The organism is Gordonia rhizosphera NBRC 16068 (assembly GCF_000298195.1).
In the GTDB taxonomy this organism is placed as follows: Bacteria; Actinomycetota; Actinomycetes; order Mycobacteriales; family Mycobacteriaceae; genus Gordonia; species Gordonia rhizosphera.
This window is the reverse complement of the sequence record NZ_BAHC01000213.1, coordinates 18,621-37,879: the sequence shown is the minus strand read 5'-3', so window position 1 is coordinate 37,879 and position 19,259 is coordinate 18,621. Positions and strand designations below refer to the sequence as shown.

Genomic DNA, 19,259 nt, shown 5'->3' with positions numbered 1-19,259 from the left:
CAGGTGTGCGCAGACCACTGAGGAACGATTGGTCGGGTCAGTCCTTTCCCCACCACGAGGGACGCAGGCGGTTCATCGGCGATCTGCGGGCCGTGGATCCGCGCAGCCCGATTCTCAGCGTGCTCGGCTGGGGTGCCGCGCTCGGGCCGATCTTCGAGTCGCAGATCTTTCGGCAGAAGTTCGTCTTCGTCGCATCGGCCGAACTCACCGCCGAGCTGTGTGACGAGAGCCGGTTCTGCAAGGCCCTGCCGCCGGCCATCGTCGCGCTGCGCCACTATGCCGGCGACGGCCTGTTCACCGCGTACAACGACGAGCCGAACTGGCAACTGGCACATGAACTCCTGGCACCGGCATTCACGAAGCCGGCGATGCGTTCGTATCACCCGACGATGCTCGGCACGGCCGGCGAACTCTTCGACTACTGGGATCGCCGCGGCGGACCCGTCGACGTGTCCCGGGATATGACGAAGCTGACCATGGAGACGCTCAGTCGCACCGCGTTCAGCCACGACTTCGGGTCCTTCCGCACCGCCCAAACGCATCCGTTCGTCGGCGCGATGATCCGGGCGTTGCAGACCAGCCGACGCAAGGGCGCGTTGTTGACGGCGCCGGGCGGTCGGCTCGTGGGTCGATTCCTCGACCGCCGCAACGCATCCGCACAGGCCTACGTCGACGGCGTGCTCGACGAGCTGATCGCCGAACGCGCCGGGACCGACGACCGCAGCGACCTGCTCGGCATCATGCTCGGTGTGGCACACCCGGAGACCGGGCAACGCCTGTCCCCGGAGAACATCCGCCGGCAGATCCTCACCTTCCTCGTCGCCGGCCACGAAACCACCTCGGGCGCCTTGTCGTTCACGCTCTACTACCTGTCCCGAAATCCGGAGTGCCTGGCGCGGGCCCGCCGCGAGGCCGACGAGATCCTCGGCACGGACCCGGCGGCGATGCCGACCTTCGAGCAGGTGGCGAAGTTCCGGTACATCCGGCGCGCCCTCGACGAGGCGCTGCGCATCTGGCCGACGGTGCCGGCGTTCGCGCGCGGCCCGCGGGCCGACACCACGCTCGGTGGCCGCTACCGGATGCGGCCGCAGGACTGGGCGGTGATCATGCTGGGTCTCGTCCACCGCGATCCGGCGGTGTGGGACAACCCCGAGGTCTACGACCCGGACCGCTTCCTGCCCGCCAATGTGAGGAAGCGTCCGGCGCACAGCTACAAGCCGTTCGGCACCGGTGCCCGAGCCTGCATCGGACGGCAATTCGCCCTCCACGAGGCCGTGCTGGTGCTCGCCGCGCTCCTGCACCGCTATGATCTGACCGCCGACCCCGACTACGATCTGAGCGTCGACGAGCGACTCACCATGGTGCCCAGGGGATTCGAACTCGCTCTGACGCGCCGCCACCACAGCGAGGTCACACCAGCGTCGCGAGTCGGCGGATAGTCGCGACATCGCGCGCGGTCACCATCAGCATCGTGACCCCGGCCGCCTCCCATTGTTTGATCTGCGCACGCACCTCATCGGGCGGACCGGCAATCATGGTCTCGCGGACCATCTCGTCGGGCACGGCCGCGATCGCCTCGGCCTTGCGACCTTCCCGGAACAACGCACCGATCTCGTCGACCGCCTCGGCGTAACCCATACGGCGGTACAGATCGGCGTGAAAGTTCTTCTCCTCGGCACCCATTGCGCCCACGTACAGCGCCGTCGACGGCCGGTAGCGGTCCACAGCGGTGGCGATGTCACCGGTGATCACCACCTGGACGGTGGCTGCCACCTCGAAGTCGTCGCGGCTGCGGCGCGCAGCGGGGCGGGCGAATCCCTCGGCGAGCCACTCCTCGTACCGGTCGGCCAGCCGCAGGCTGTAGAAGATGGCCAGCCAGCCGTCGGCGATCTCCGCGGTCTGCGCAACGTTTTTCGGGCCCTCGGCACCGAGCCAGATCGGGATGTCGGCGCGGAGCGGGTGGGTGATCGGCTTGAGCGGGCGACCCAATCCGGTAGAGCCGGGAGCCCCGGCCGGATACGGCAGCGGGTAATGCGGGCCGGGGCTGGTCACCGGCGACTCGCGGGCGAGGACATCCCGCACCAGCCGGACGTACTCGCGGGTGCGCGCCAGGGGCTGGGCGAACGGTTGCCCGTACCAGCCCTCGACGACCTGCGGGCCCGACACCCCGAGGCCGATGATGTGCCGTCCCGCCGACAGGTGGTCGAGGGTCAGCGCGGCCATCGCCAGCGCCGTCGGCGGACGGGCCGACAGTTGCGCCACCGCGGTGCCCAACGTGATCCGCCGGGTGGCCGCGCCCCACCACGCCAATGGCGTATAGACGTCCGAGCCCCACGATTCGGCGGTGAACACCGCGTCGAATCCGGCCTCCTCAGCGGCCGCGACGAGCTCCGCCGCATTCTCGATGGGGCCCGCACCCCAGTAGCCGAGCTGCAAACCGAACTTCACGAACACCCCTCCGCGATCGACGCCCGCGCGCCGGTCGCGGGGTCCGTGACAGGCACCTTGTGCCCCAATACTAGAACGTGTTCTACTCGAAGTCGTGAGCACGAGCACAACTGCGCCCCGGCCGGCCGCCGCCAGTCCCGTCGCCGCCGTCCCCGACCCGGAGTCCCCAATCCTGTCCGCGCCGCTGCGGAACTCGTTCGACTACACGCGGTCGGTGGGCCCGGTCGGCAGCCAGTTCGCGCTCGCCCTGCGTGACGGGCGCATCGTCGGGTCGAAGGGCGGTGACGGCACCGTGTCGGTACCTCCCGTGGAGTTCGACCCGGTCGGCGGCGCACCGACCACCGACATCGTCGATGTCGCCGCGACCGGGACCGTGGTCACCTGGTCCTGGCAACCGGAACCGGCTGCGCCGCAACCACTCGACGTCCCGTTCGCGTGGGCGTTGATCCGACTCGACGGGGCCGACACCGCGATGCTGCATGTGGTGCGGGTGGATTCGCCCGCCGACATCGCGACCGGCCTGCGCGTGCATGCGGTCTGGCGGCCCGCCCGCACCGGCCGCATCGACGACATCGCCTACTTCTCGCCGGGCGAGGTCCCCGAGGCGGTACCCGCCAACGAGGCCGAGAACCCCGACGACGAGCTCGTCGTGATCACCACACCGATCACCACCAAGATCACCCATGCCGCCACCGAAGAGGAGTCCTGGTACCTCGAAGGCCTCAAGGTGGGGAAACTCTACGGTTCACGCATGCGAACCGGCGTCGACGCCGGCCGCGTCTACTTCCCGCCGCGCAAGGTCAGCCCGGCCGACGGGGCACCGGCCGTCGAACGGGTGGAGCTGCCCGACACCGGGATCGTGACCACGTTCTGCATCGTCAACGTGCCGTTCCGCGGCCAGCAGATCGAGCCGCCCTATGTGGCCGCCTACGTGCTGCTCGACGGATCCGACATCGGATTCCTGCACCTCATCCTCGACTGCGCAGCCGACGAGGTCCGAATGGGTATGCGGGTCAAGGCCGTCTGGCTCCCCGAGGAAAAGTGGGATCACTCGATAGGCAACATCAGCCACTTCGCCCCGACCGGCGAACCCGACGCCGACTACGAGGCCTATCGAGATCATCTCTGACCTCCGTCCCCTTCACCCAAGGAGTACCCGTGACCCTCCCCCGGATCGCGATCGTCGGGTTCGCGCACAGCCCGAATGTCGTCGGGACCCACGGCACCACCAACGGTGTCGAGATGTTGATCCCGTGTTTCGACAAGCTCTACGCCGACCTCGGCATCTCCCGCACCGATATCGAATTCTGGTGCAGCGGATCGTCGGACTACCTTGCCGGACGCGCATTCTCGTTCATCTCGGCGATCGACTCGATCGGCGCGATGCCACCCATCAACGAATCGCACGTCGAGATGGACGGGGCGTGGGCACTGTATGAGGCGTGGGTGAAGATCGCCACCGGCGAAGTCGATCTCGCACTGGCCTATGGGTTCGGCAAGCCGACTGCCGGCGACATCGACCTCACCCTGGCGATGCAGACCGATCCCTACACCGTCGCACCGCTATGGCCGCACGCCCGCTCGCTGGCCGCCCTGCAGGCCCGCGCCGGCCTCGACGCCGGAACGTGGACCGAGGCGGACATGGCCGCGGTCGCGGCACGGACCACCGGAGCGTCGGTCGATGACCTGCTGGCCGCCGATTATGTCGCGGATCCGCTTCGCGCCCACGATATCGCGCCCTACACCGACGCCGCTGCGGCCGTCGTCATCGCCGGCGAACGGCGCGCACGCGAGCTGGTCGCCAACCCGGCGTTCGTGACCGGCTGGGACCACCGCATCGACAGCCCGAACTTCGGTGCCCGCGACCTCACCGTGTCGCCATCGACCGCGCTGGCCGCCGACACCGCCTTCGGAGACCGCAGCCGCGTCGTCGACGTCGCCGAGCTCGGCGCGCCGTTCACCCACCAGGAACTGATCGTGCGCAACGCTCTCCGGCTGCCCGCGTCGGTGCGCATCAACCCGTCCGGTGGAACGCTGGCCGGGAACTCGCTGTTCTCCGCCGGACTACAGCGAATCGGCTATGCGGCGCACGAGATCCTCACGGGCAGAGCGACCACCGCCGTGGCACATGCGACAAGTGGACCACTCCTACAGCAGAACATGGTGGTCACGCTGAGCGCCGACGAGAACGCGCAGGGAGACCAGAACTGATGGCACACAACCACCGAGCGGCGGTGCTGGGCACCGGACAAACGCATTACGTCGCCAAACGCCACGACGTGACGATGGCGGGCCTGTGCCGTGAGGCGATGGACCGCGCACTCACCGACGGGAAGGTTGGCATCGACGACATCGACGCGATCGTCATCGGCAAGGCCCCCGACCTGTTCGAGGGTTCGATGATGCCGGAGCTGGCGATGGCCGAGGCCATCGGCGCGGTCGGCAAACGCCTCATCCGGGTGCACACCGCCGGGTCGGTCGGCGGATCGACCGCCAACGTCGCGGCGTCGCTGGTGTTCGCCGGTGTCCACCGCCGCGTGCTCGCCGTCGCCTGGGAGAAGCAGTCCGAGTCGAATGCCATGTGGGCGTTGTCGATTCCGGTGCCGTTCACCAAGCCGGTGGGCGCGGGGGCGGGTGGATTCTTCGCCCCGCACGTGCGTTCCTACATCCGTAAGTCGGACGCTCCCGACCACATCGGTGCGATGGTGGCGGCCAAGGATCGCCGCAACGGCGCGATGAATCCCCTGGCTCATCTGCATCAGCCGGAGCAGACCGTCGAGAAGGTGATGAGTTCCCAGATGCTGTGGGACCCCATCCGTTACGACGAGACGTGCCCGTCGTCGGACGGTGCGTGCGCGGTGGTGATCGGCGACGAACGGGCCGCCGACGATGCCGTCGCGGCCGGCGACCCGGTCGCCTGGATTCACGCGACCGCGATGCGCACCGAACCGCTCGCCTTCGCCCACCGCAACGTGGTCAGCCCGCAGGCGGGGCGTGATGCGGCAGTCGCGCTCTGGAAGGCAGGCGGCATCAGCAACCCGCTCGACGAGATCGACGTCGCGGAGATCTACGTGCCGTTCTCCTGGTTCGAGCCGATGTGGCTGGAGAACCTGGGCTTCGTCGGCGAGGGCGACGGCTGGAAGCTGACCGAGGCCGGCGAGACGGAGATCGGGGGACGCCTGCCGGTGAACCCGTCGGGCGGGGTGTTGTCGTCGAACCCGATCGGCGCATCCGGGATGATCCGCTTCGCCGAGGCCGCCATCCAGGTGATGGGCAAGGCCGGTGACCATCAGGTCGACGGCGCACGCAAAGCCCTCGGCCACGCCTACGGCGGTGGATCGCAATACTTCTCGATGTGGCTCGTCGGCGCGGGCAAACCCGCCCACTAACCACCCGTCCCCCGCCGACAGCACCCGTTTCCCCGCCGACAGCACCCAGAACTCCACCGACGGCATCCGCTTCCCCGCCCACAGCCCAAGGCCGAGCCCCGGCCCAGCCCGCGTCGGCACCGATTCGACGGTTCTTTCACCTGCGTCGAGCGCCTACACTTTGAATACGTAGGCATGTGCGGAAGCTGTCGCGATGAGCAACGAGTATGACCCTCACAGCCCGGCAGCGCGTCTTCTGATCGCGCCGCCCGGACGGATCCCCCGTGCGACCGACGTCAGACATGTGATGACGCGTCTCGGCCTCGACACGGAGTGGTCGGACGCGGCGATCAGTCAACTGATCGACGCCGCCGCCGCGGCGGAACGTTGGCTCCCCGAGAAACCCGAGAACGCCGCGCGGATGGTCGCAGATCCCGTCGGAGCGATCGCCGAGATGCGGCAGGCGGGTCTCCTGTCCGGGCCGATCGACGAGCTCGTCGACGCTCTGCAACACGTACGCGCGCGACTGCCCGACATCGGCGCTGAGGGAGGGCAGTTCGCGGACATCACGTCGGCGAACGTCGAGTTCCGTCCCACCCCGACGACGGGTCCCCGACATCGACCCGACCAAGGCAGGTTGGAGCACTGATGGAGAACCCGGATACTGTGATCGAACTCCACCGCACGGTCGTCGAGGAGATGTTCATCGGTCGACTGCCACCGCAGTCGATCCCACCGCAGCCCTTCGAAGCGCTGGCGGTGATCGAAGGAGAGGCACGCCTGCACGTCGCGGTGTCACGGGTGTGGTTCCACATCGACGACAGCGGGCGACGGTGGCGAGCCCGCGACGGCAGCACCACCACGGATCTCGAGCGGCATCTCGCGTTCGATCTGCGGCTCGGTGACCACCCTGCCGAGCTCGGTCTGCCGGATTCGGTACTGGTGGTCACGAAGGTGCTGGGACTGCCGGTGCCGTCGGGAGCACCGACCGCCTGCAACGGAAGGCAAATCCGTTTCAACGAGATCCCGCTCTTCGGTCGTCTGGTCATTCATGACTCCATCGAGCGCGTCGATACGACCATCGACAACCGCCCGCATCAGAACGTGGTCATCGACTTCGCCCAGCAATCGGGTCCGACGCTCGATGCCGATCCGGCGGGTCCCGGCGCGTCTGAGATGTTTGGTCCCGACGTGGCGCAACAGCCCGGTGGCCGTGTGGAGCTGACCGGGATGGAGCCGCACGTCGTCTGGGAGCTGACCCGGTCCGAACAGAACTGCATCAACAATTCCGTCGTCGGAACGTTGCTGCGAACCGCCGGCATCGATCCGATCGACACGGTCGCCGGCGAACTCGCCAAAGGTGTCGTGGCAAAACTGGCAACGCTCGGCGACAACGGAACCTCTGCGGCATCGTTGCTCCCCACACCGACCCCGGTCGATCCCACCGGATCGTCGGGTGACCCGATGCAGATCGACGGGGCGGTCCGGCTGTTCACGCGTCAGGCCTCCTCGACCGCCGAGGAATCGATGCAGGTACAGATCCAGACCATTCCCGTACTGCCCGAACCCCTTCCACCGTCCGTGCTGGCACTGAGCACCGACGAGACGGTCGGGTTCATGCGCGCCGGGTTCGCCCTCCTGCGTTCGATCCGCGCGTCGCAGATCTCCTCGCTGTGTCTGGACGAATCCGATTTCGACCCCGACGCCGGATGTCTACTGGCGCACCCGGTGACCATCGACGTAAACGGTGAGGACGGCACCCTCGACCAGTTCAGCGCCGTCATCGAGTTCAATGCCGACCTCGATCATGAAGTGCTGAACATCCACGGACACGCCGAAGGGGACGGAACGCTCTACGGATGGTTCATCGAATTCGGTCTGGTATTCGACCTCGATCGCGGCGAGGTCCCCCGCGACCCACTGGACGGCGAACTGCCCCCGGACCTGCAACCGCCGCGCACGCTCGCCGAGATGAACGCGCGATTGCGCGAGCTGAGTGCAGAGAAATGCGCCGGCGGCGACACCGACGCGATCGAGGAGGAACAGAAGGAGATCGCCGAGGAGAAGAATGCGCTGCCGACCGAGATCGGGGTGAAACCACAGCTTTTCGGCGAACCGTTCAAACGATCGGATAGCCACATCACACCACTCGGGGTGCTGCTGGGCATCGCGATCGGGATTGCTCTCGGCGTCGTCGGGTTCGCCATCGCCGCGGCCGCATCGGCCAGCATTGCGTTCACCTTGGAGGGAGCGCTGATCTCGGCGTTCTTGATCGGCTACCCGGTGAGCGTCCTCGCACTGGCGGCGCTGGACGACTTCGTCATCGATGCGAAGGTGAGCGACGGGCTCGACAAGTTCGTGGACGACAAGTCGAAACCGGGTGGCGACGCCCTGCCACTCGAGGGCTATTCACCCACCACAGTGCTGCTGCAGGACGGCTTCCTGCGCGTATTCCTGGCGCCTCTCGCCAGGCGGCTCAAGGTCTCGTTCTTCGAGCCCGACCGCCGTCGGCCCGCCGGCGACCCGGATTACGTGTCCCAACAGGTTGGCGGTTTCACCGACGACGGCCGGCTGTGGAAACTGACCATCGCCGATGCCGCACACCTGATCCTGAAGGACCGGATCACGCTGGAACTCGATCCCTCGGTGACCACGACCGGGAAGGAAGTCCCCATCGTGGTCGCGCACAGCAGCCGCGGCCGCCGATATCTGCGCACGGTCGGCGACGACTCCACCGCGAACAATCTCAGCAACCTGCCGCGCATCCCCACGGCGTGAGGACCGACGACCGGGTGGTGCTGTCGGCGGAAACGCCGGTGCCGTCGGCGAAAAGCTGGGTGCCGTCGACGAAGAACCGGGTGCCGTCGGCGAAAAGCTGGGTGCCGTCGGCGAAGAACCGGGTGCCGTCGGCGGAAAACCGGGTGCCGTCGGCGCGAACCGAGAGCTCAGGCGGGGCGGGCCGAGTTGATCGTCTTCTCGACCTCCCAGAATGCTCGCAGTGCAACGAGTTTCCCGTCGGCGTCGGCGCGGTAGGTGAACACACCGTGCGCCTCGGAGATGTATCCCGCGATGTGGGTGACGATGGTGCCGACGTAGGCGACCTCGTTGCCGCAGATGATCTCGTCGTCGAAGACGAACTCGATCCGCTCGGTCGTCGCGATGGACTTGTCCCAGAAGTCGGCGATCTGCGCGTGCCCGTGGAATCCCCTGCCCTCGGGATCGAACATGGACGGACCGACCGGGTCCTCCACCGACCCCTCGACGGCGAAGTTGTCGACCCACGCCTGCTTGTCGCGGGATGCCACGAACTCGCGCGATCGCCGTCCGGCGACCACCGCGGGATGATTCTCCCGGTCGATGTTCAGGTACGCCGGCGTGGAGTCATCCAGGCTCGTTCCCTGCGTGGTCATTTCGTCCCGTAGTCGACCCGGAGTTCTTTGACGCCGTTGATCCAGCCATGCCGGAGACGACGCGGGGTCTCCAGACGCGCGATGTCGGGCACGATGTCGGCCAGCGCGTTGAACATCAGGTTGATCTCCATGCGGGCGAGGTTCGCACCGACGCAGAAGTGTGCGCCGTTACCACCGAATCCGACGTGCGGGTTGGGATCTCGCATGATGTTGAACCGGAACGGGTCGTCGAAGACGTCCTCGTCGTAGTTCGCCGACCCGTAGAACAGCCCGACACGCTGGCCCTCGGCGATGTCGACCCCGCCGACCTGGGTGTCACGTTTGGCGGTGCGCTGAAAACAATTGACCGGCGTGGCCCACCGGACGATCTCGTCGACGGCGGTCGCGGGCCGCTCGGCCTTGAAGAGTTCCCATTGGTCGGGGTTCTCGAGGAACGCGTTCATGCCGTGGCTGATCGCGTTGCGTGTCGTCTCGTTGCCGGCGACCGTCAGCAGGATGAAGAAGAACCCGAACTCGGTCTCGTCGAGCGCCTGCCCCTCGATGTCCGCGTTCACCAGGGTCGAGACGATGTCGTCGACGGGACACTTCCGACGATCCTCGGCCATGTTGTAGCCGTAGCCGAGGATCTCCGCGGAGGCCATCTCCGGATCGGCGGTGAACTCCGGATCGTCGTAGTTCATCATCGAATTCGACCAGTTGAACAGCTTCTCCCGGTCGACCTCGGGAACGCCCAGCAGATCGGCGATCGCCAGCAGCGGAAGATCGACGGCGACGTCGTGCACGAAGTCGCCGGTCCCCTTCTCCGCGGCCTTGCCGACGATGGTGCGGGCCGCATTGTCGAGTTTTTCCTCCAGCGAGTGCACCGCTCGCGGAGTGAATGCCTTGGACACCAGCTTGCGCAGACGCGTGTGGTCCGGCGGATCGTGGTTGATCAGCAGTGCCTTGGTGACGTCGAGCTGTTCGGGTGACATGTCGTCGTCGAACCGCATGATGACCCCGTTGGGAGCGGTCGCCCAGTCGTCGTTGTTCTTCGAGACCTCCCGGATGTGGGCATGCTTGGAGATGACCCAGTACCCCCCGTCGTGGAAGCCACCCCCCTTCCCGGGAAGCTGCGCATTCCACCAGACCGGCGCGGTCTTGCGGAGCTGGGCGAACTCGTTGACCGGGATACCCCGCTCGAGCAGGTCCGGACTGGTGAAGTCCCACCCTTCCTGGTCCATGAACGGACATCTGGCCGCAGCGCCCCCCGCTGCATTGGTTGTCGCACCCTTGGTCTGGGCCACGTCACACCACCTCGCTGTGAGATTAGAACCTGTTCCAGTCTCATTAGAGCACACTGCTACCCGGATGACCGATCAGAATGAGAACTTGTTCTAGTCGAACTCCGGGATACCCGCCCCGACATGCAGAGACCGGGCGACCCCCACGTGGACGCACATGCGAACTTGTTCTAGTTTGATGGTGACGGGTGAACGGGTCGAGCAAGGAGCTGGGTATGGGTGTGCCGGTGATCGTCGAGGCAGTGCGAACGCCGATCGGCAAGCGGGGCGGCTGGCTGTCGGGACTGCATCCCGAGGAGCTGCTCGGCATCACCCAGCGCGGACTCGTCGAGACGGCGGGCATCGATCCGGCGCTCGTCGAACAGGCGATCGGCGGTTGCGTCACCCAGGCCGGCGCCCAGGCGGGCAACATCACCCGCAGGTCCTGGCTGTTGGCCGGGCTTCCTGACCAGACCGGCGCCACCACCATCGACTGCCAATGCGGCTCGGCGCAGCAGGCCAATCACCTCATCGCCGGACTGATCGCGACCGACACGATCGACATCGGAGTCGCATGCGGCGTGGAGATGATGTCGACAGTGCCGCTCGGCGCCAACGTCGGCACCGAGGCCGGGCCGTATCACGCAGATTCTTGGCAGATCGACATGCCGAACCAGTTCGAGGCCGCCGAACGCATCGCCCGACGACGCGGGATCAGTCGCGACGACACCGACTGGCTCGGGGAACGCAGTCAGCGGCTGGCCAAGCAGGCCTGGGCGGAAAGTCGCTTCGACCGCGAGATCCTGACACTCAAGGCCCCGGAACGCACGCGCGACGGTGAACTCACCGGCAACATCATCGACGTCACCCGCGATCAGGGGTTGCGTGACACCACCCGCGAGTCACTGGCCGGCCTGAAGCCGGTCCTCGATGGCGGCATCCACACGGCGGGGACGTCTTCGCAGATCTCCGACGGCGCGGCGGCCGTACTCATCATGGACGAGACCAAGGCACGCGCACTGGGATTGACGCCCCGCGCGCGGATCCGAGCGCAGGCACTCGTCGGCGCCGAACCGTACTATCACCTCGACGGCCCGGTGCAGGCGACCGAGCGTGTCCTGTCCCGGTCCGGGATGACGATGTCGGACATCGATCTCGTCGAGATCAACGAGGCCTTCGCGTCGGTGGTGTTGAGCTGGGCGCAGGTGCACGACGCCGACATGGAGATCGTGAACGTCAACGGCGGCGCGATCGCACTCGGCCACCCGGTCGGCAGCACCGGCTCCCGCCTGATCACCACCGCGTTGCACGAACTCGAACGCTCCGACGCCCAGACCGCACTGATCACCATGTGCGCCGGTGGCGCACTGTCCACCGGCACGATCATCGAGCGCATCTGATGCCGCTGCTGGACCCCGACACGCGACCGAAGGGACTCGACTCGGCGGTGGTGGCGTCGCTGATCAAGGTCGGATCGCGCCTGAACACCCGGCTCTACCGGGCTACCGGCGGCCGGCTCGGCAACCGCTGGCGGGTCGGAGCCGGCTTCCGAAACCCGGCGCCGGTCTGTCTGCTGACCACCATCGGCCGCAGAAGCGGTGAGGCCCGCACGGCCCCGTTGATCTACCTGCGCACGGACGACGCCTTCGTACTGGTCGCCTCCCAGGGCGGGTTGCCGACGAACCCGGCCTGGTATCTGAACCTCGTTGCCAACCCGGAGGTCATCGTCGAGGTCGGACGCGATGTGCACGAGCTGATCGCGCGCACGGCGTCGGCCGCCGAACGCGTCGAGCTGTGGCCGCAACTCGTCGACATCTACGCCGACTTCGACACCTACGCGGCCTGGACGGATCGGACGATCCCGGTGGTCATCTGCGAGCCGCGCTGACCGACCCGCTCGACATCGAACGCACGGCGGCACCCATCCACCGGTCGACGAACCGTCGGAGTTCTTCCTCGGACCGTCGCGGTGTACCCGGATCGAGCACGAGGGACTGCACGGTCCGCAGCACGATGTCGATCACGTCGTCGAGGTCGGCCTCACTGAATCCCCGCCCCGCCCAATCGACGTCGAGTCGTTCCACCATCGTCCCCGCCAGTCGGTGGGCCATCTCCGACGTCACGTCGCCGACCGCGGGAAGACTCAGACGTTCCTCGGCGAGCAACAGGCCGACGTAGCGGTCGTTGCCGAGTTCGTCGAGGACCGCCAACACCGCTTCGACGGTGGCGCGATCGGGTTCGGAGATGCCGCGCAGTCGTTGCATGACCCGGTCGAGGAAGTCGTCCGTCGCATCGTGGGCGGTCGCCGAGAGCAATTCGTCGGTCCCGCGGAAGTATCGGTAGATCGTCTGCCGGGTGACTCCGAGGGCGCGCGCCACATCGGCCAGACTCACGCTCGGACCCTGCCGGTCGATGGCCTCGCGCGTCGCATCGAGGATTCGGCGTACTGCCTCCTCGTCGTCGACCGGCACATTGCCGCCCCAACCATGGGTCCGCATACCTGTTGAGCCTAGTGCCGATGTCCGATCCACCCGAGATCGAGGGGCCAATCGTGACCAGGACGATGAGTGACATTCCCAGGGCGTGTAAAGACCATACACCTGATCAATTCATGTATGGTGTGGTGACCTGAAGCACAACGGCGTGACTGCGAGGACCCCATGACCACGACCACGAGTGCCTGCCCGCTGCGACCCGGACTCGACTTCACCGACCCCGACCTCATCGAGCGCGGGATGCCGATCGAGGAGTTCGCGCAGCTCCGGCGGACCGCACCGGTGTGGTGGAACGCGCAGCCGGAGGGCACGTCGGGCTTCACCGACGGCGGGTTCTGGGTCATCTCGAAGCACGCGCACGTCCGGGAGATCTCCAAGAACCACCAGCTGTGGTCGACCAATGCGAACGGGGCGATCATCCGCCTCCCCGACTACGTCACGCCCGACCAGATCGAGTTCACCAAGGCGCTGCTGATCAACCACGATCCACCCACCCACACCCGCCTGCGCAAGATCGTCTCGCGCCTGTTCACCCCGCGGGCGGTGGCCTCCATGGAGGAACGCCTTGCCTCATCGGCCCGGGAGATCGTGCTGGCCGCCGCCGAGAAGGACGACGGCAACTTCGTCGACGACATCGCGATTCACCTTCCGCTGCAGGCGATCATGGATCTGATCGGCGTTCCGAACCCCGACCGACCCCGGATTCACGAACTCGTCGACGCGATCATCAACAGCGACGATCCCGATCAGACGATCGATCCGACGACCGCCAATGCCGAACTGCTCGGCTACGCCTACGCGATGGCCGAGGAACGCCGCCGCACTCCCACCGACGACATCGTGACCACCCTCGTGCAGGCCGACCTCGACGGCGATGCCCTCGACGAGGCGGAATTCGGGTTCTTCGTGATCCTGCTCATCACGGCCGGCAACGAGACCACCCGCAACGCGACGAGTCACGGCATGAACGCCTTCTTCGATCACCCGCAGCAATGGGAGCTCTATCGTCGGGAACGGCCCGCCACGGCCGTCGACGAGGTCCTGCGCTGGGCCACGCCGGTGCACGCATTCCAGCGAACCGCGCTCGCCGATACCCGGGTCGGCGGGTTCGACGTCGCCGCGGGGCAACGCGTCGGCCTGTTCTACAGCTCGGCGAACTACGACGAGGACGTGTTCAACGACCCCTTCGCGTTCGACATCGCCCGTGACCCCAACCCACACCTCGCGTTCGGCGGCAACGGCGCCCACTTCTGCATCGGCGCCAACCTGGCCCGCCTCGAGCTGAACCTCGTCTTCAACGCGATCGCCGACAACCTGCCCGACATCGGCCGCGTCGGCGAGATGCGCCGCGTGCGGTCCGGCTGGCTCAACGGGGTGAAGGATCTCCCGGTGCGGTACTCCGGGTGTCCGGTCGGCTGAAACCGCTTGCCGCCCAGCATATTCACCCGATCCCGTCTAGAGATGCTGTCCGCTTGCCAGCCGACCGGCGACGTCCCGGGTGAACGCGCGAACCCGGTCGGCCAGCCAGAATAGCCGACGGGTCGCTGGATCGAGCGGGTCGGTGACGTTCGGCGTACTCGCAGCTTCGAAGAGATACTCGCGTTCGATGGCGTTTACCACCCTGCCGAAGCAGATGTCCTCGCCTTCCGGGCGATCGACGGTCGAGATGCTCATGCCATTCAGCGTTTGCACTGCGAGCCGTCGACGCGACGGCGCCACGTCGCGGCAGGTGTTCGGGGCCAACCTGTTCAACTCGCCCTCGGCCGCAGCGCACAACAGCTCGGCAGGGCATGCCACGCAGAACTCCCGTTCGGCCATCCGGTCGAAGCCCGTGGTCAGGAAGACGACGGTTTGCTCCGTCAGATAGATCTCGGTGGTATCGTCGGCGATCGACTGGTACACGCTGCGCGGAGCCGCGGGATCGTACTGACTGCCGTAAAACGCCATATCAGATTGTCGATGCGCATTTCAATCGGCGTCAAGCGCCGCATCCCGGCCGAGAGCTGGTCCCGCTGATCATTTCCCACATCGTGCGCAGGTGGCGTCGGCGTGGTGCGTTGTCAGCAGCAGTCGACGGCGAGCACGCGACGCAGCGCCTCGAGCGACTCGGTGCGCACGCTGTGGTGCACGTTCATCCCTTGCCGAACCGACTCCACCATCCCCGCCTTGCGGAGCTGGGTGAGGTGATGGGACACCGTGGCCTCCGACAGCCCCACCGCCGGCGCGAGGTCACCGGTGCACAACGCGCCGTCACCGCTGGTCATCAGGATCGACAGCAACCGGATCCGAACCGGATCAGCCAAGGCCTTGAGCCGCAACGCCACTTCGAGCGCCTCATCATCGGTCATCGGCGCCGCCGACACCGGCGAGCAGCAGATCGGGGCACTCACATCGAGGACGGGCAACGCTTTCGGCATGTACACAGAGTACGCCAGAGTCTTGACATATGTCGAAAAGGTGGCATTCTTGCCTTGTCCCTAATTCGATATATGTCTCACAAGTGGAGGTGGTCGGCATGTCACGTGTGCAGCTGGCATTGAACGTCGATGATCTGGATGCGGCGGTCGAGTTCTATTCGGCGTTGTTCAATGCCGAACCCGCGAAGCGGAAGCCGGGGTATGCGAACTTCGCGGTCGCCGAGCCCCCGTTGAAGCTCGTGCTGATCGAGAATCCCGGCAAGGGCGGGTCCATCAATCACCTCGGGGTGGAGGTGGAATCCAGCGAGCAGGTCCACGGCGAGATCGGTCGACTCACCGAGCGCGGTCTGCTCACTCAGGAGGAGATCAACACCACGTGTTGCTTCGCCACGCAGGACAAGGTGTGGGTGACCGGCCCGAACTCCGAACGCTGGGAGGTCTACACCGTGCTCGCCGATACCGAGGAGTTCGGTACCAGCCCTTCGCTTCTCGTCGACGATGAGCCGACGAACGGTTCGGTGTGCTGTGGCGGCACGGCCGCCGCCAATGCCGGCACGCCCACCGCCGAGGCGTGCTGCTGAGTCGGCGAGCGGGTGATCCTGGCCCGTGAGTACCGCACGGCGTTCCGCGGAACGCCGTGCGGTACGTCGGCCCGGACTCAGGACCGGACGCTCAGCCGTTCGGCCAACTCGCCGACGCGCTCGGCGATGTCGTCGCGGATGATCCGCATCCGTTCGATCCCGTCGATCCCGCGTAGCGACGGTTCGTCGGTGTCCCAGACCTCGACCGCCACACCGGGCGGCGGATCAACCCGCGCCGCGGTCCCGACGACGACGACCAGATCGGCCGCCGCCGCGATCTCGCCGGTCAGTTGACGCGGGGCGTGGCCGGTGATGTCGACACCGAGCTCGGCGAGCACCTCGGCCGACAGCTCGTTCACACTGCCGCCGACCTTCGCCTCGGTGCCCGCCGAGGACACGTCAAACCGGTCGCCCGCGACCCTTCTCATCAGGCCTTCGGCCATCACCGACTTGCCCCGGTTGGACACGCAGACGAACACCACCGACGGACGATCGGTCACGACGACGCCCTCACCTGTTCGTCCTCCAACGGCCGCTCGTCGTCTCTGAACGGCCCGCGCCCGCGCAGGGCGAGCGACACATACACCAACCCGACCAGGACAGGGACCTCGATCAGGGGGCCGACGACCCCGGCCAGCGCCTGCCCCGAGGTGACACCCCAGGTGCCGATGGCGACGGCGATCGCCAGCTCGAAGTTGTTGCCGGCGGCGGTGAACGCCATGGTGGTCGTGCGCGCATAGCCGAGGCGCGCCACCGCACCGTAGAGGTAGCCGGCACCCCACATCACCGCGAAATAGACCAGCAGCGGCGCCGCGATCCGCACGACGTCCCAGGGGTGCGAGGTGATCTGGTCACCCTGCAGCGCGAAGAGGACCACGATGGTGAAGAGCAACCCGTAGAGCGCCCAGGGCCCCAGCTTCGGCAGCAGTTTCTCCTCGTACCAGGTGCGGCCCTTGAACCGTTCGCCGAACCGGCGGGTCAAGAACCCGGCGGCGAGCGGGATACCGAGGAAGATCAGCACCGACTTGGCGATCTCCCAGGGCGAGGACTCGATGCCCGTCGTCTCCAGACCGAGCCAGCCCGGCAGCACCGAGAGGTAGAACCAGCCCATCACCGCGAACATCACGACCTGGAAGATCGAGTTGATCGCCACCAGCACCGCGGCGGCCTCCCGGTCACCGCAGGCCAGGTCGTTCCAGATGATGACCATCGCGATACAGCGGGCCAGGCCGACGACGATGAGCCCGGTGCGGTATTCCGGCAGGTCCGGCAGCATGAGCCAGGCCAGCGTGAACATCAGCGCCGGGCCGATCAGCCAGTTCAGGACGAGCGAACCCACCAGGAGTCGACGGTCGCCGACGACGGTGTCGAGCCGGTCGTAGCGGACCTTGGCCAGCACCGGGTACATCATCACCAGCAGGCCGACCGCGATCGGCAACGAGATCCCGTCCACCTCGACCGCGCTCAACGCCTCCCCGGTGCCCGGGACAAGCCGACCCCACAGCAGCCCCACGGCCATCGCCGCGCCGATCCACAGCGGCAAGAATCGATCAAGGGTGGAGAGGCGGCCGACGACCACTTCATGTGTCTGGCTCATCGGCATTCCTCCACAGAACCCGACACCACCGCCATGGCACGAAGGGCATCGGAGAGTTGCCGCACGGCATCGGTGACCACCCGGTAGTACATCCAGGTGCCGCGACGCTCGGAGACCACGAGCCCGGCCCCCCGCAGCACCTTCAGGTGATGGGAGATCGTCGGTTGGGAGAGATCGAACAGTTCCAGCAGGTCGCACACGCACGACTCGCCGCCCGGGCGACCTGCAAGCTCCTGCAGCAACCGCAGACGCACGGGGTCACCGAGGGCCTTCAGCCCGGCCGCGGTCCCGGAAATATCGACATCGGTCTGAATTGACATACATCTATATTGATGACCACCGATGGCGGTGGCAAGCCGAGAACGCGACGTAGACGATACATATCATCGACAGGTGTATGGTCGTGTGAGCAACCACACACGGGATCGCGAGGACGCCATGACCACTTCGACCACCCGGCGCACCGACGACATCGACTTCACCGACCCGGATCTGCTCGAACGCGGGCTGCCACTGGCGGAGTTCGCGGAACGACGCGCGACGGCACCGGTCTGGTGGAATCCGCAGTCCATCGGCCCGGCATTCTTCGATGACGAGGGGTTCTGGGTGATCAGCCGGCACGCCGACATCCGGGCGATCTCCAAGGACACCACCACGTGGTCCAACCGCGAGAAGGGCGCGCTGATGCGGTTCCCGGAGTACGCGTCCCGGGAGCAGATCGAGGGGTCGCGGGCGTTCCTGCTGAACATGGATCCGCCGGAACACACCCGGATGCGCAAGATCGTCTCGCGCATGTTCACCCCGCGGGCCGTGTCCTCACTCGAGGAGCGGCTGGCAGCCGAGGCCCGCGAGATCGTGGCCGCGGCGGCCGAGAAGGGCGCCGGCAACTTCGTCGAGGACGTCGCGATCCATCTGCCGCTGCGCGCGATCCTCGATCTCCTCGGCGTCCCGGCGGCCGACCGCGGTTACCTGTGCGACCTCGCCGACGCCATGACCAACGGCGAGGACCCCGACATCAAATACGACCCTTTCACCGCGAATGTCGAGTTACTCGCCTACGCGTTCGACATGGCCGACGACCGACGCGCCCATCCCCGCGACGACCTCGTCACCACGCTGGTGCAGGCCGACATCGACGGGCACGCGCTGAGCGACATCGAGTTCGGCTTCTTCGTCATGCTGCTCGTCATCGCCGGCAACGAGACGACCCGCAACGCGATCACGCACGGCGTCAACGCTTTTCTCGACCATCCCGCACAGTGGGAGCTCTTCCGGCGGGACCGGCCGGTGACGGCCGTCGACGAGATCATCCGCTGGGCAACACCGGTGCACTGCTTCCAGCGCACCGCGATGACCGACACCGAGGTCGGCGGGGTGGCGATCACCACCGGGCAGCGGGTCGGATTGTTCTACAGCTCGGCCAATTACGACGAGACGGTCTTCGACGACCCGTTCACCTTCGACATCACCCGCGACCCGAACCCGCATCTGAGCTTCGGCGGCAACGGCGCTCACTTCTGCATCGGCGCCAATCTCGCGCGGCTCGAGGTGAACCTGATGTTCAACACGCTGGCCGACCTCGTCCCCGACATGGCGAAGCTGGCCGAACCACGTCGGGTCCGGTCGGGGTGGCTGCACGGCGTCAAGGAGTTACGGGTGTCCTATTCGGGATGATCAGCCAGAT

General features: G+C 66.8%; 20 protein-coding genes. 11 read left to right on the top strand and 9 right to left on the bottom strand.

Features of this window, described 5'->3' with window-relative positions; translation table 11 throughout:
• Positions 1-5 precede the first annotated feature (5 nt).
• On the top strand, positions 6-1,439 hold the full coding sequence (locus tag GORHZ_RS25675) for a cytochrome P450 (RefSeq protein WP_040533497.1): 1,434 nt from the start codon (positions 6-8) through the stop codon (positions 1,437-1,439).
• On the opposite strand, the gene GORHZ_RS25670 is transcribed toward GORHZ_RS25675, so the two are convergent.
• A complete protein-coding gene (locus GORHZ_RS25670; protein ID WP_006338272.1) occupies positions 1,411-2,448 on the bottom strand; it encodes an LLM class F420-dependent oxidoreductase in 1,038 nt (345 codons plus the stop codon). The genes GORHZ_RS25675 and GORHZ_RS25670 overlap by 29 nt on opposite strands.
• Positions 2,449-2,542: 94 nt before the next feature.
• Here GORHZ_RS25670 and GORHZ_RS25665 point away from each other — a divergent pair, with 94 nt between their 5' ends.
• From GORHZ_RS25665 to GORHZ_RS25645, 5 genes are all read left to right on the top strand, one after another.
• A complete protein-coding gene (locus GORHZ_RS25665) occupies positions 2,543-3,577 on the top strand; it encodes a Zn-ribbon domain-containing OB-fold protein (RefSeq protein WP_006338266.1) in 1,035 nt (344 codons plus the stop codon).
• A 29-nt stretch (positions 3,578-3,606) separates the two neighbouring features.
• Positions 3,607-4,659, top strand: coding sequence for a thiolase family protein (locus tag GORHZ_RS25660; RefSeq protein WP_006338265.1), 1,053 nt, complete (start codon positions 3,607-3,609; stop codon positions 4,657-4,659).
• On the top strand, positions 4,659-5,837 hold the full coding sequence (locus GORHZ_RS25655) for a thiolase family protein (protein WP_006338264.1): 1,179 nt from the start codon (positions 4,659-4,661) through the stop codon (positions 5,835-5,837). The genes GORHZ_RS25660 and GORHZ_RS25655 overlap by 1 nt, the downstream gene beginning before the upstream one ends.
• 193 nt (positions 5,838-6,030) lie before the next feature.
• The gene (locus GORHZ_RS25650; RefSeq protein ID WP_006338263.1) at positions 6,031-6,465 is read left to right on the top strand and encodes a hypothetical protein; all 435 of its coding nucleotides are present in this window, start codon (positions 6,031-6,033) and stop codon (positions 6,463-6,465) included.
• On the top strand, positions 6,465-8,594 hold the full coding sequence (locus GORHZ_RS25645; protein ID WP_006338259.1) for a DUF3892 domain-containing protein: 2,130 nt from the start codon (positions 6,465-6,467) through the stop codon (positions 8,592-8,594). The genes GORHZ_RS25650 and GORHZ_RS25645 overlap by 1 nt, the downstream gene beginning before the upstream one ends.
• 167 nt (positions 8,595-8,761) lie before the next feature.
• Here GORHZ_RS25645 and GORHZ_RS25640 read toward each other — a convergent pair whose 3' ends face one another.
• Together GORHZ_RS25640 and GORHZ_RS25635 are read right to left on the bottom strand one after the other, a co-directional pair.
• Positions 8,762-9,226: a nuclear transport factor 2 family protein gene (locus GORHZ_RS25640; RefSeq protein WP_006338257.1), complete on the bottom strand. Its 465-nt coding sequence runs from the start codon at positions 9,224-9,226 to the stop codon at positions 8,762-8,764.
• On the bottom strand, positions 9,223-10,509 hold the full coding sequence (locus GORHZ_RS25635) for a cytochrome P450 (RefSeq protein WP_006338255.1): 1,287 nt from the start codon (positions 10,507-10,509) through the stop codon (positions 9,223-9,225). The genes GORHZ_RS25640 and GORHZ_RS25635 overlap by 4 nt, the downstream gene beginning before the upstream one ends.
• Positions 10,510-10,721: 212 nt before the next feature.
• Between GORHZ_RS25635 and GORHZ_RS25630 the strand changes: the two genes are divergently transcribed.
• Both GORHZ_RS25630 and GORHZ_RS25625 read left to right on the top strand, forming a co-directional pair.
• Positions 10,722-11,885 (top strand): steroid 3-ketoacyl-CoA thiolase, encoded by a 1,164-nt coding sequence (locus tag GORHZ_RS25630; RefSeq protein ID WP_006338254.1) that lies wholly within the window; start codon positions 10,722-10,724, stop codon positions 11,883-11,885.
• Positions 11,885-12,373 (top strand): nitroreductase family deazaflavin-dependent oxidoreductase, encoded by a 489-nt coding sequence (locus GORHZ_RS25625; RefSeq protein WP_006338249.1) that lies wholly within the window; start codon positions 11,885-11,887, stop codon positions 12,371-12,373. The genes GORHZ_RS25630 and GORHZ_RS25625 overlap by 1 nt, the downstream gene beginning before the upstream one ends.
• On the opposite strand, the gene GORHZ_RS25620 is transcribed toward GORHZ_RS25625, so the two are convergent.
• Positions 12,354-12,983: a TetR/AcrR family transcriptional regulator gene (locus GORHZ_RS25620; protein ID WP_006338248.1), complete on the bottom strand. Its 630-nt coding sequence runs from the start codon at positions 12,981-12,983 to the stop codon at positions 12,354-12,356. The genes GORHZ_RS25625 and GORHZ_RS25620 overlap by 20 nt on opposite strands.
• A gap of 162 nt (positions 12,984-13,145) precedes the next feature.
• Here GORHZ_RS25620 and GORHZ_RS25615 point away from each other — a divergent pair, with 162 nt between their 5' ends.
• Positions 13,146-14,399 carry a cytochrome P450 gene (locus GORHZ_RS25615; RefSeq protein WP_006338247.1) on the top strand — a complete coding sequence of 418 codons (1,254 nt, stop codon included), beginning with the start codon at positions 13,146-13,148 and terminating at the stop codon, positions 14,397-14,399.
• A 36-nt stretch (positions 14,400-14,435) separates the two neighbouring features.
• On the opposite strand, the gene GORHZ_RS25610 is transcribed toward GORHZ_RS25615, so the two are convergent.
• The gene (locus tag GORHZ_RS25610) at positions 14,436-14,882 is read right to left on the bottom strand and encodes a hypothetical protein (protein ID WP_245551511.1); all 447 of its coding nucleotides are present in this window, start codon (positions 14,880-14,882) and stop codon (positions 14,436-14,438) included.
• A gap of 158 nt (positions 14,883-15,040) precedes the next feature.
• The gene (locus GORHZ_RS25605; protein WP_040533493.1) at positions 15,041-15,397 is read right to left on the bottom strand and encodes an Rv2640c family ArsR-like transcriptional regulator; all 357 of its coding nucleotides are present in this window, start codon (positions 15,395-15,397) and stop codon (positions 15,041-15,043) included.
• Between the two features lie 98 nt (positions 15,398-15,495).
• On the opposite strand from GORHZ_RS25605, the gene GORHZ_RS25600 reads away from it, so the two are divergent.
• Positions 15,496-15,978, top strand: a complete 483-nt coding sequence (locus GORHZ_RS25600; RefSeq protein WP_040533538.1) for an ArsI/CadI family heavy metal resistance metalloenzyme — start codon at positions 15,496-15,498, stop codon at positions 15,976-15,978.
• Between the two features lie 77 nt (positions 15,979-16,055).
• Here GORHZ_RS25600 and GORHZ_RS25595 read toward each other — a convergent pair whose 3' ends face one another.
• Genes GORHZ_RS25595 through GORHZ_RS25585 form a run of 3 tightly spaced genes read right to left on the bottom strand, consistent with a single transcriptional unit; the run spans position 16,056 to position 17,895 of the window.
• A complete protein-coding gene (locus GORHZ_RS25595) occupies positions 16,056-16,478 on the bottom strand; it encodes an arsenate-mycothiol transferase ArsC (protein WP_006338241.1) in 423 nt (140 codons plus the stop codon).
• Entirely contained in the window at positions 16,475-17,575 is a 1,101-nt protein-coding gene (gene arsB / locus GORHZ_RS25590) for an ACR3 family arsenite efflux transporter (RefSeq protein WP_006338240.1), read from the bottom strand. Before arsB ends, GORHZ_RS25595 begins: the two co-directional genes overlap by 4 nt.
• The gene (locus tag GORHZ_RS25585) at positions 17,572-17,895 is read right to left on the bottom strand and encodes an ArsR/SmtB family transcription factor (protein ID WP_006338239.1); all 324 of its coding nucleotides are present in this window, start codon (positions 17,893-17,895) and stop codon (positions 17,572-17,574) included. Before GORHZ_RS25585 ends, arsB begins: the two co-directional genes overlap by 4 nt.
• 118 nt (positions 17,896-18,013) lie before the next feature.
• Between GORHZ_RS25585 and GORHZ_RS25580 the strand changes: the two genes are divergently transcribed.
• Entirely contained in the window at positions 18,014-19,249 is a 1,236-nt protein-coding gene (locus tag GORHZ_RS25580) for a cytochrome P450 (protein WP_006338238.1), read from the top strand.
• Positions 19,250-19,259 lie beyond the last annotated feature (10 nt).

Excerpts from the sequence above, each read along its gene's own strand:
- arsB (WP_006338240.1), bottom strand. The coding sequence starts at position 17,575 with ATGAGCCAGACACATGAAGTGGTCGTCGGCCGCCTCTCCACCCTTGAT.
- GORHZ_RS25600 (WP_040533538.1), top strand. The coding sequence starts at position 15,496 with ATGTCACGTGTGCAGCTGGCATTGAACGTCGATGATCTGGATGCGGCG.
- GORHZ_RS25605 (WP_040533493.1), bottom strand. The coding sequence starts at position 15,397 with ATGCCGAAAGCGTTGCCCGTCCTCGATGTGAGTGCCCCGATCTGCTGC.
- GORHZ_RS25650 (WP_006338263.1), top strand. The coding sequence starts at position 6,031 with ATGAGCAACGAGTATGACCCTCACAGCCCGGCAGCGCGTCTTCTGATC.
- GORHZ_RS25630 (WP_006338254.1), top strand. The coding sequence starts at position 10,722 with ATGGGTGTGCCGGTGATCGTCGAGGCAGTGCGAACGCCGATCGGCAAG.
- GORHZ_RS25585 (WP_006338239.1), bottom strand. The coding sequence starts at position 17,895 with ATGTCAATTCAGACCGATGTCGATATTTCCGGGACCGCGGCCGGGCTG.
- GORHZ_RS25625 (WP_006338249.1), top strand. The coding sequence starts at position 11,885 with ATGCCGCTGCTGGACCCCGACACGCGACCGAAGGGACTCGACTCGGCG.
- GORHZ_RS25645 (WP_006338259.1), top strand. The coding sequence starts at position 6,465 with ATGGAGAACCCGGATACTGTGATCGAACTCCACCGCACGGTCGTCGAG.
- GORHZ_RS25620 (WP_006338248.1), bottom strand. The coding sequence starts at position 12,983 with ATGCGGACCCATGGTTGGGGCGGCAATGTGCCGGTCGACGACGAGGAG.
- GORHZ_RS25655 (WP_006338264.1), top strand. The coding sequence starts at position 4,659 with ATGGCACACAACCACCGAGCGGCGGTGCTGGGCACCGGACAAACGCAT.
- GORHZ_RS25580 (WP_006338238.1), top strand. The coding sequence starts at position 18,014 with ATGACCACTTCGACCACCCGGCGCACCGACGACATCGACTTCACCGAC.
- GORHZ_RS25640 (WP_006338257.1), bottom strand. The coding sequence starts at position 9,226 with ATGACCACGCAGGGAACGAGCCTGGATGACTCCACGCCGGCGTACCTG.
- GORHZ_RS25615 (WP_006338247.1), top strand. The coding sequence starts at position 13,146 with ATGACCACGACCACGAGTGCCTGCCCGCTGCGACCCGGACTCGACTTC.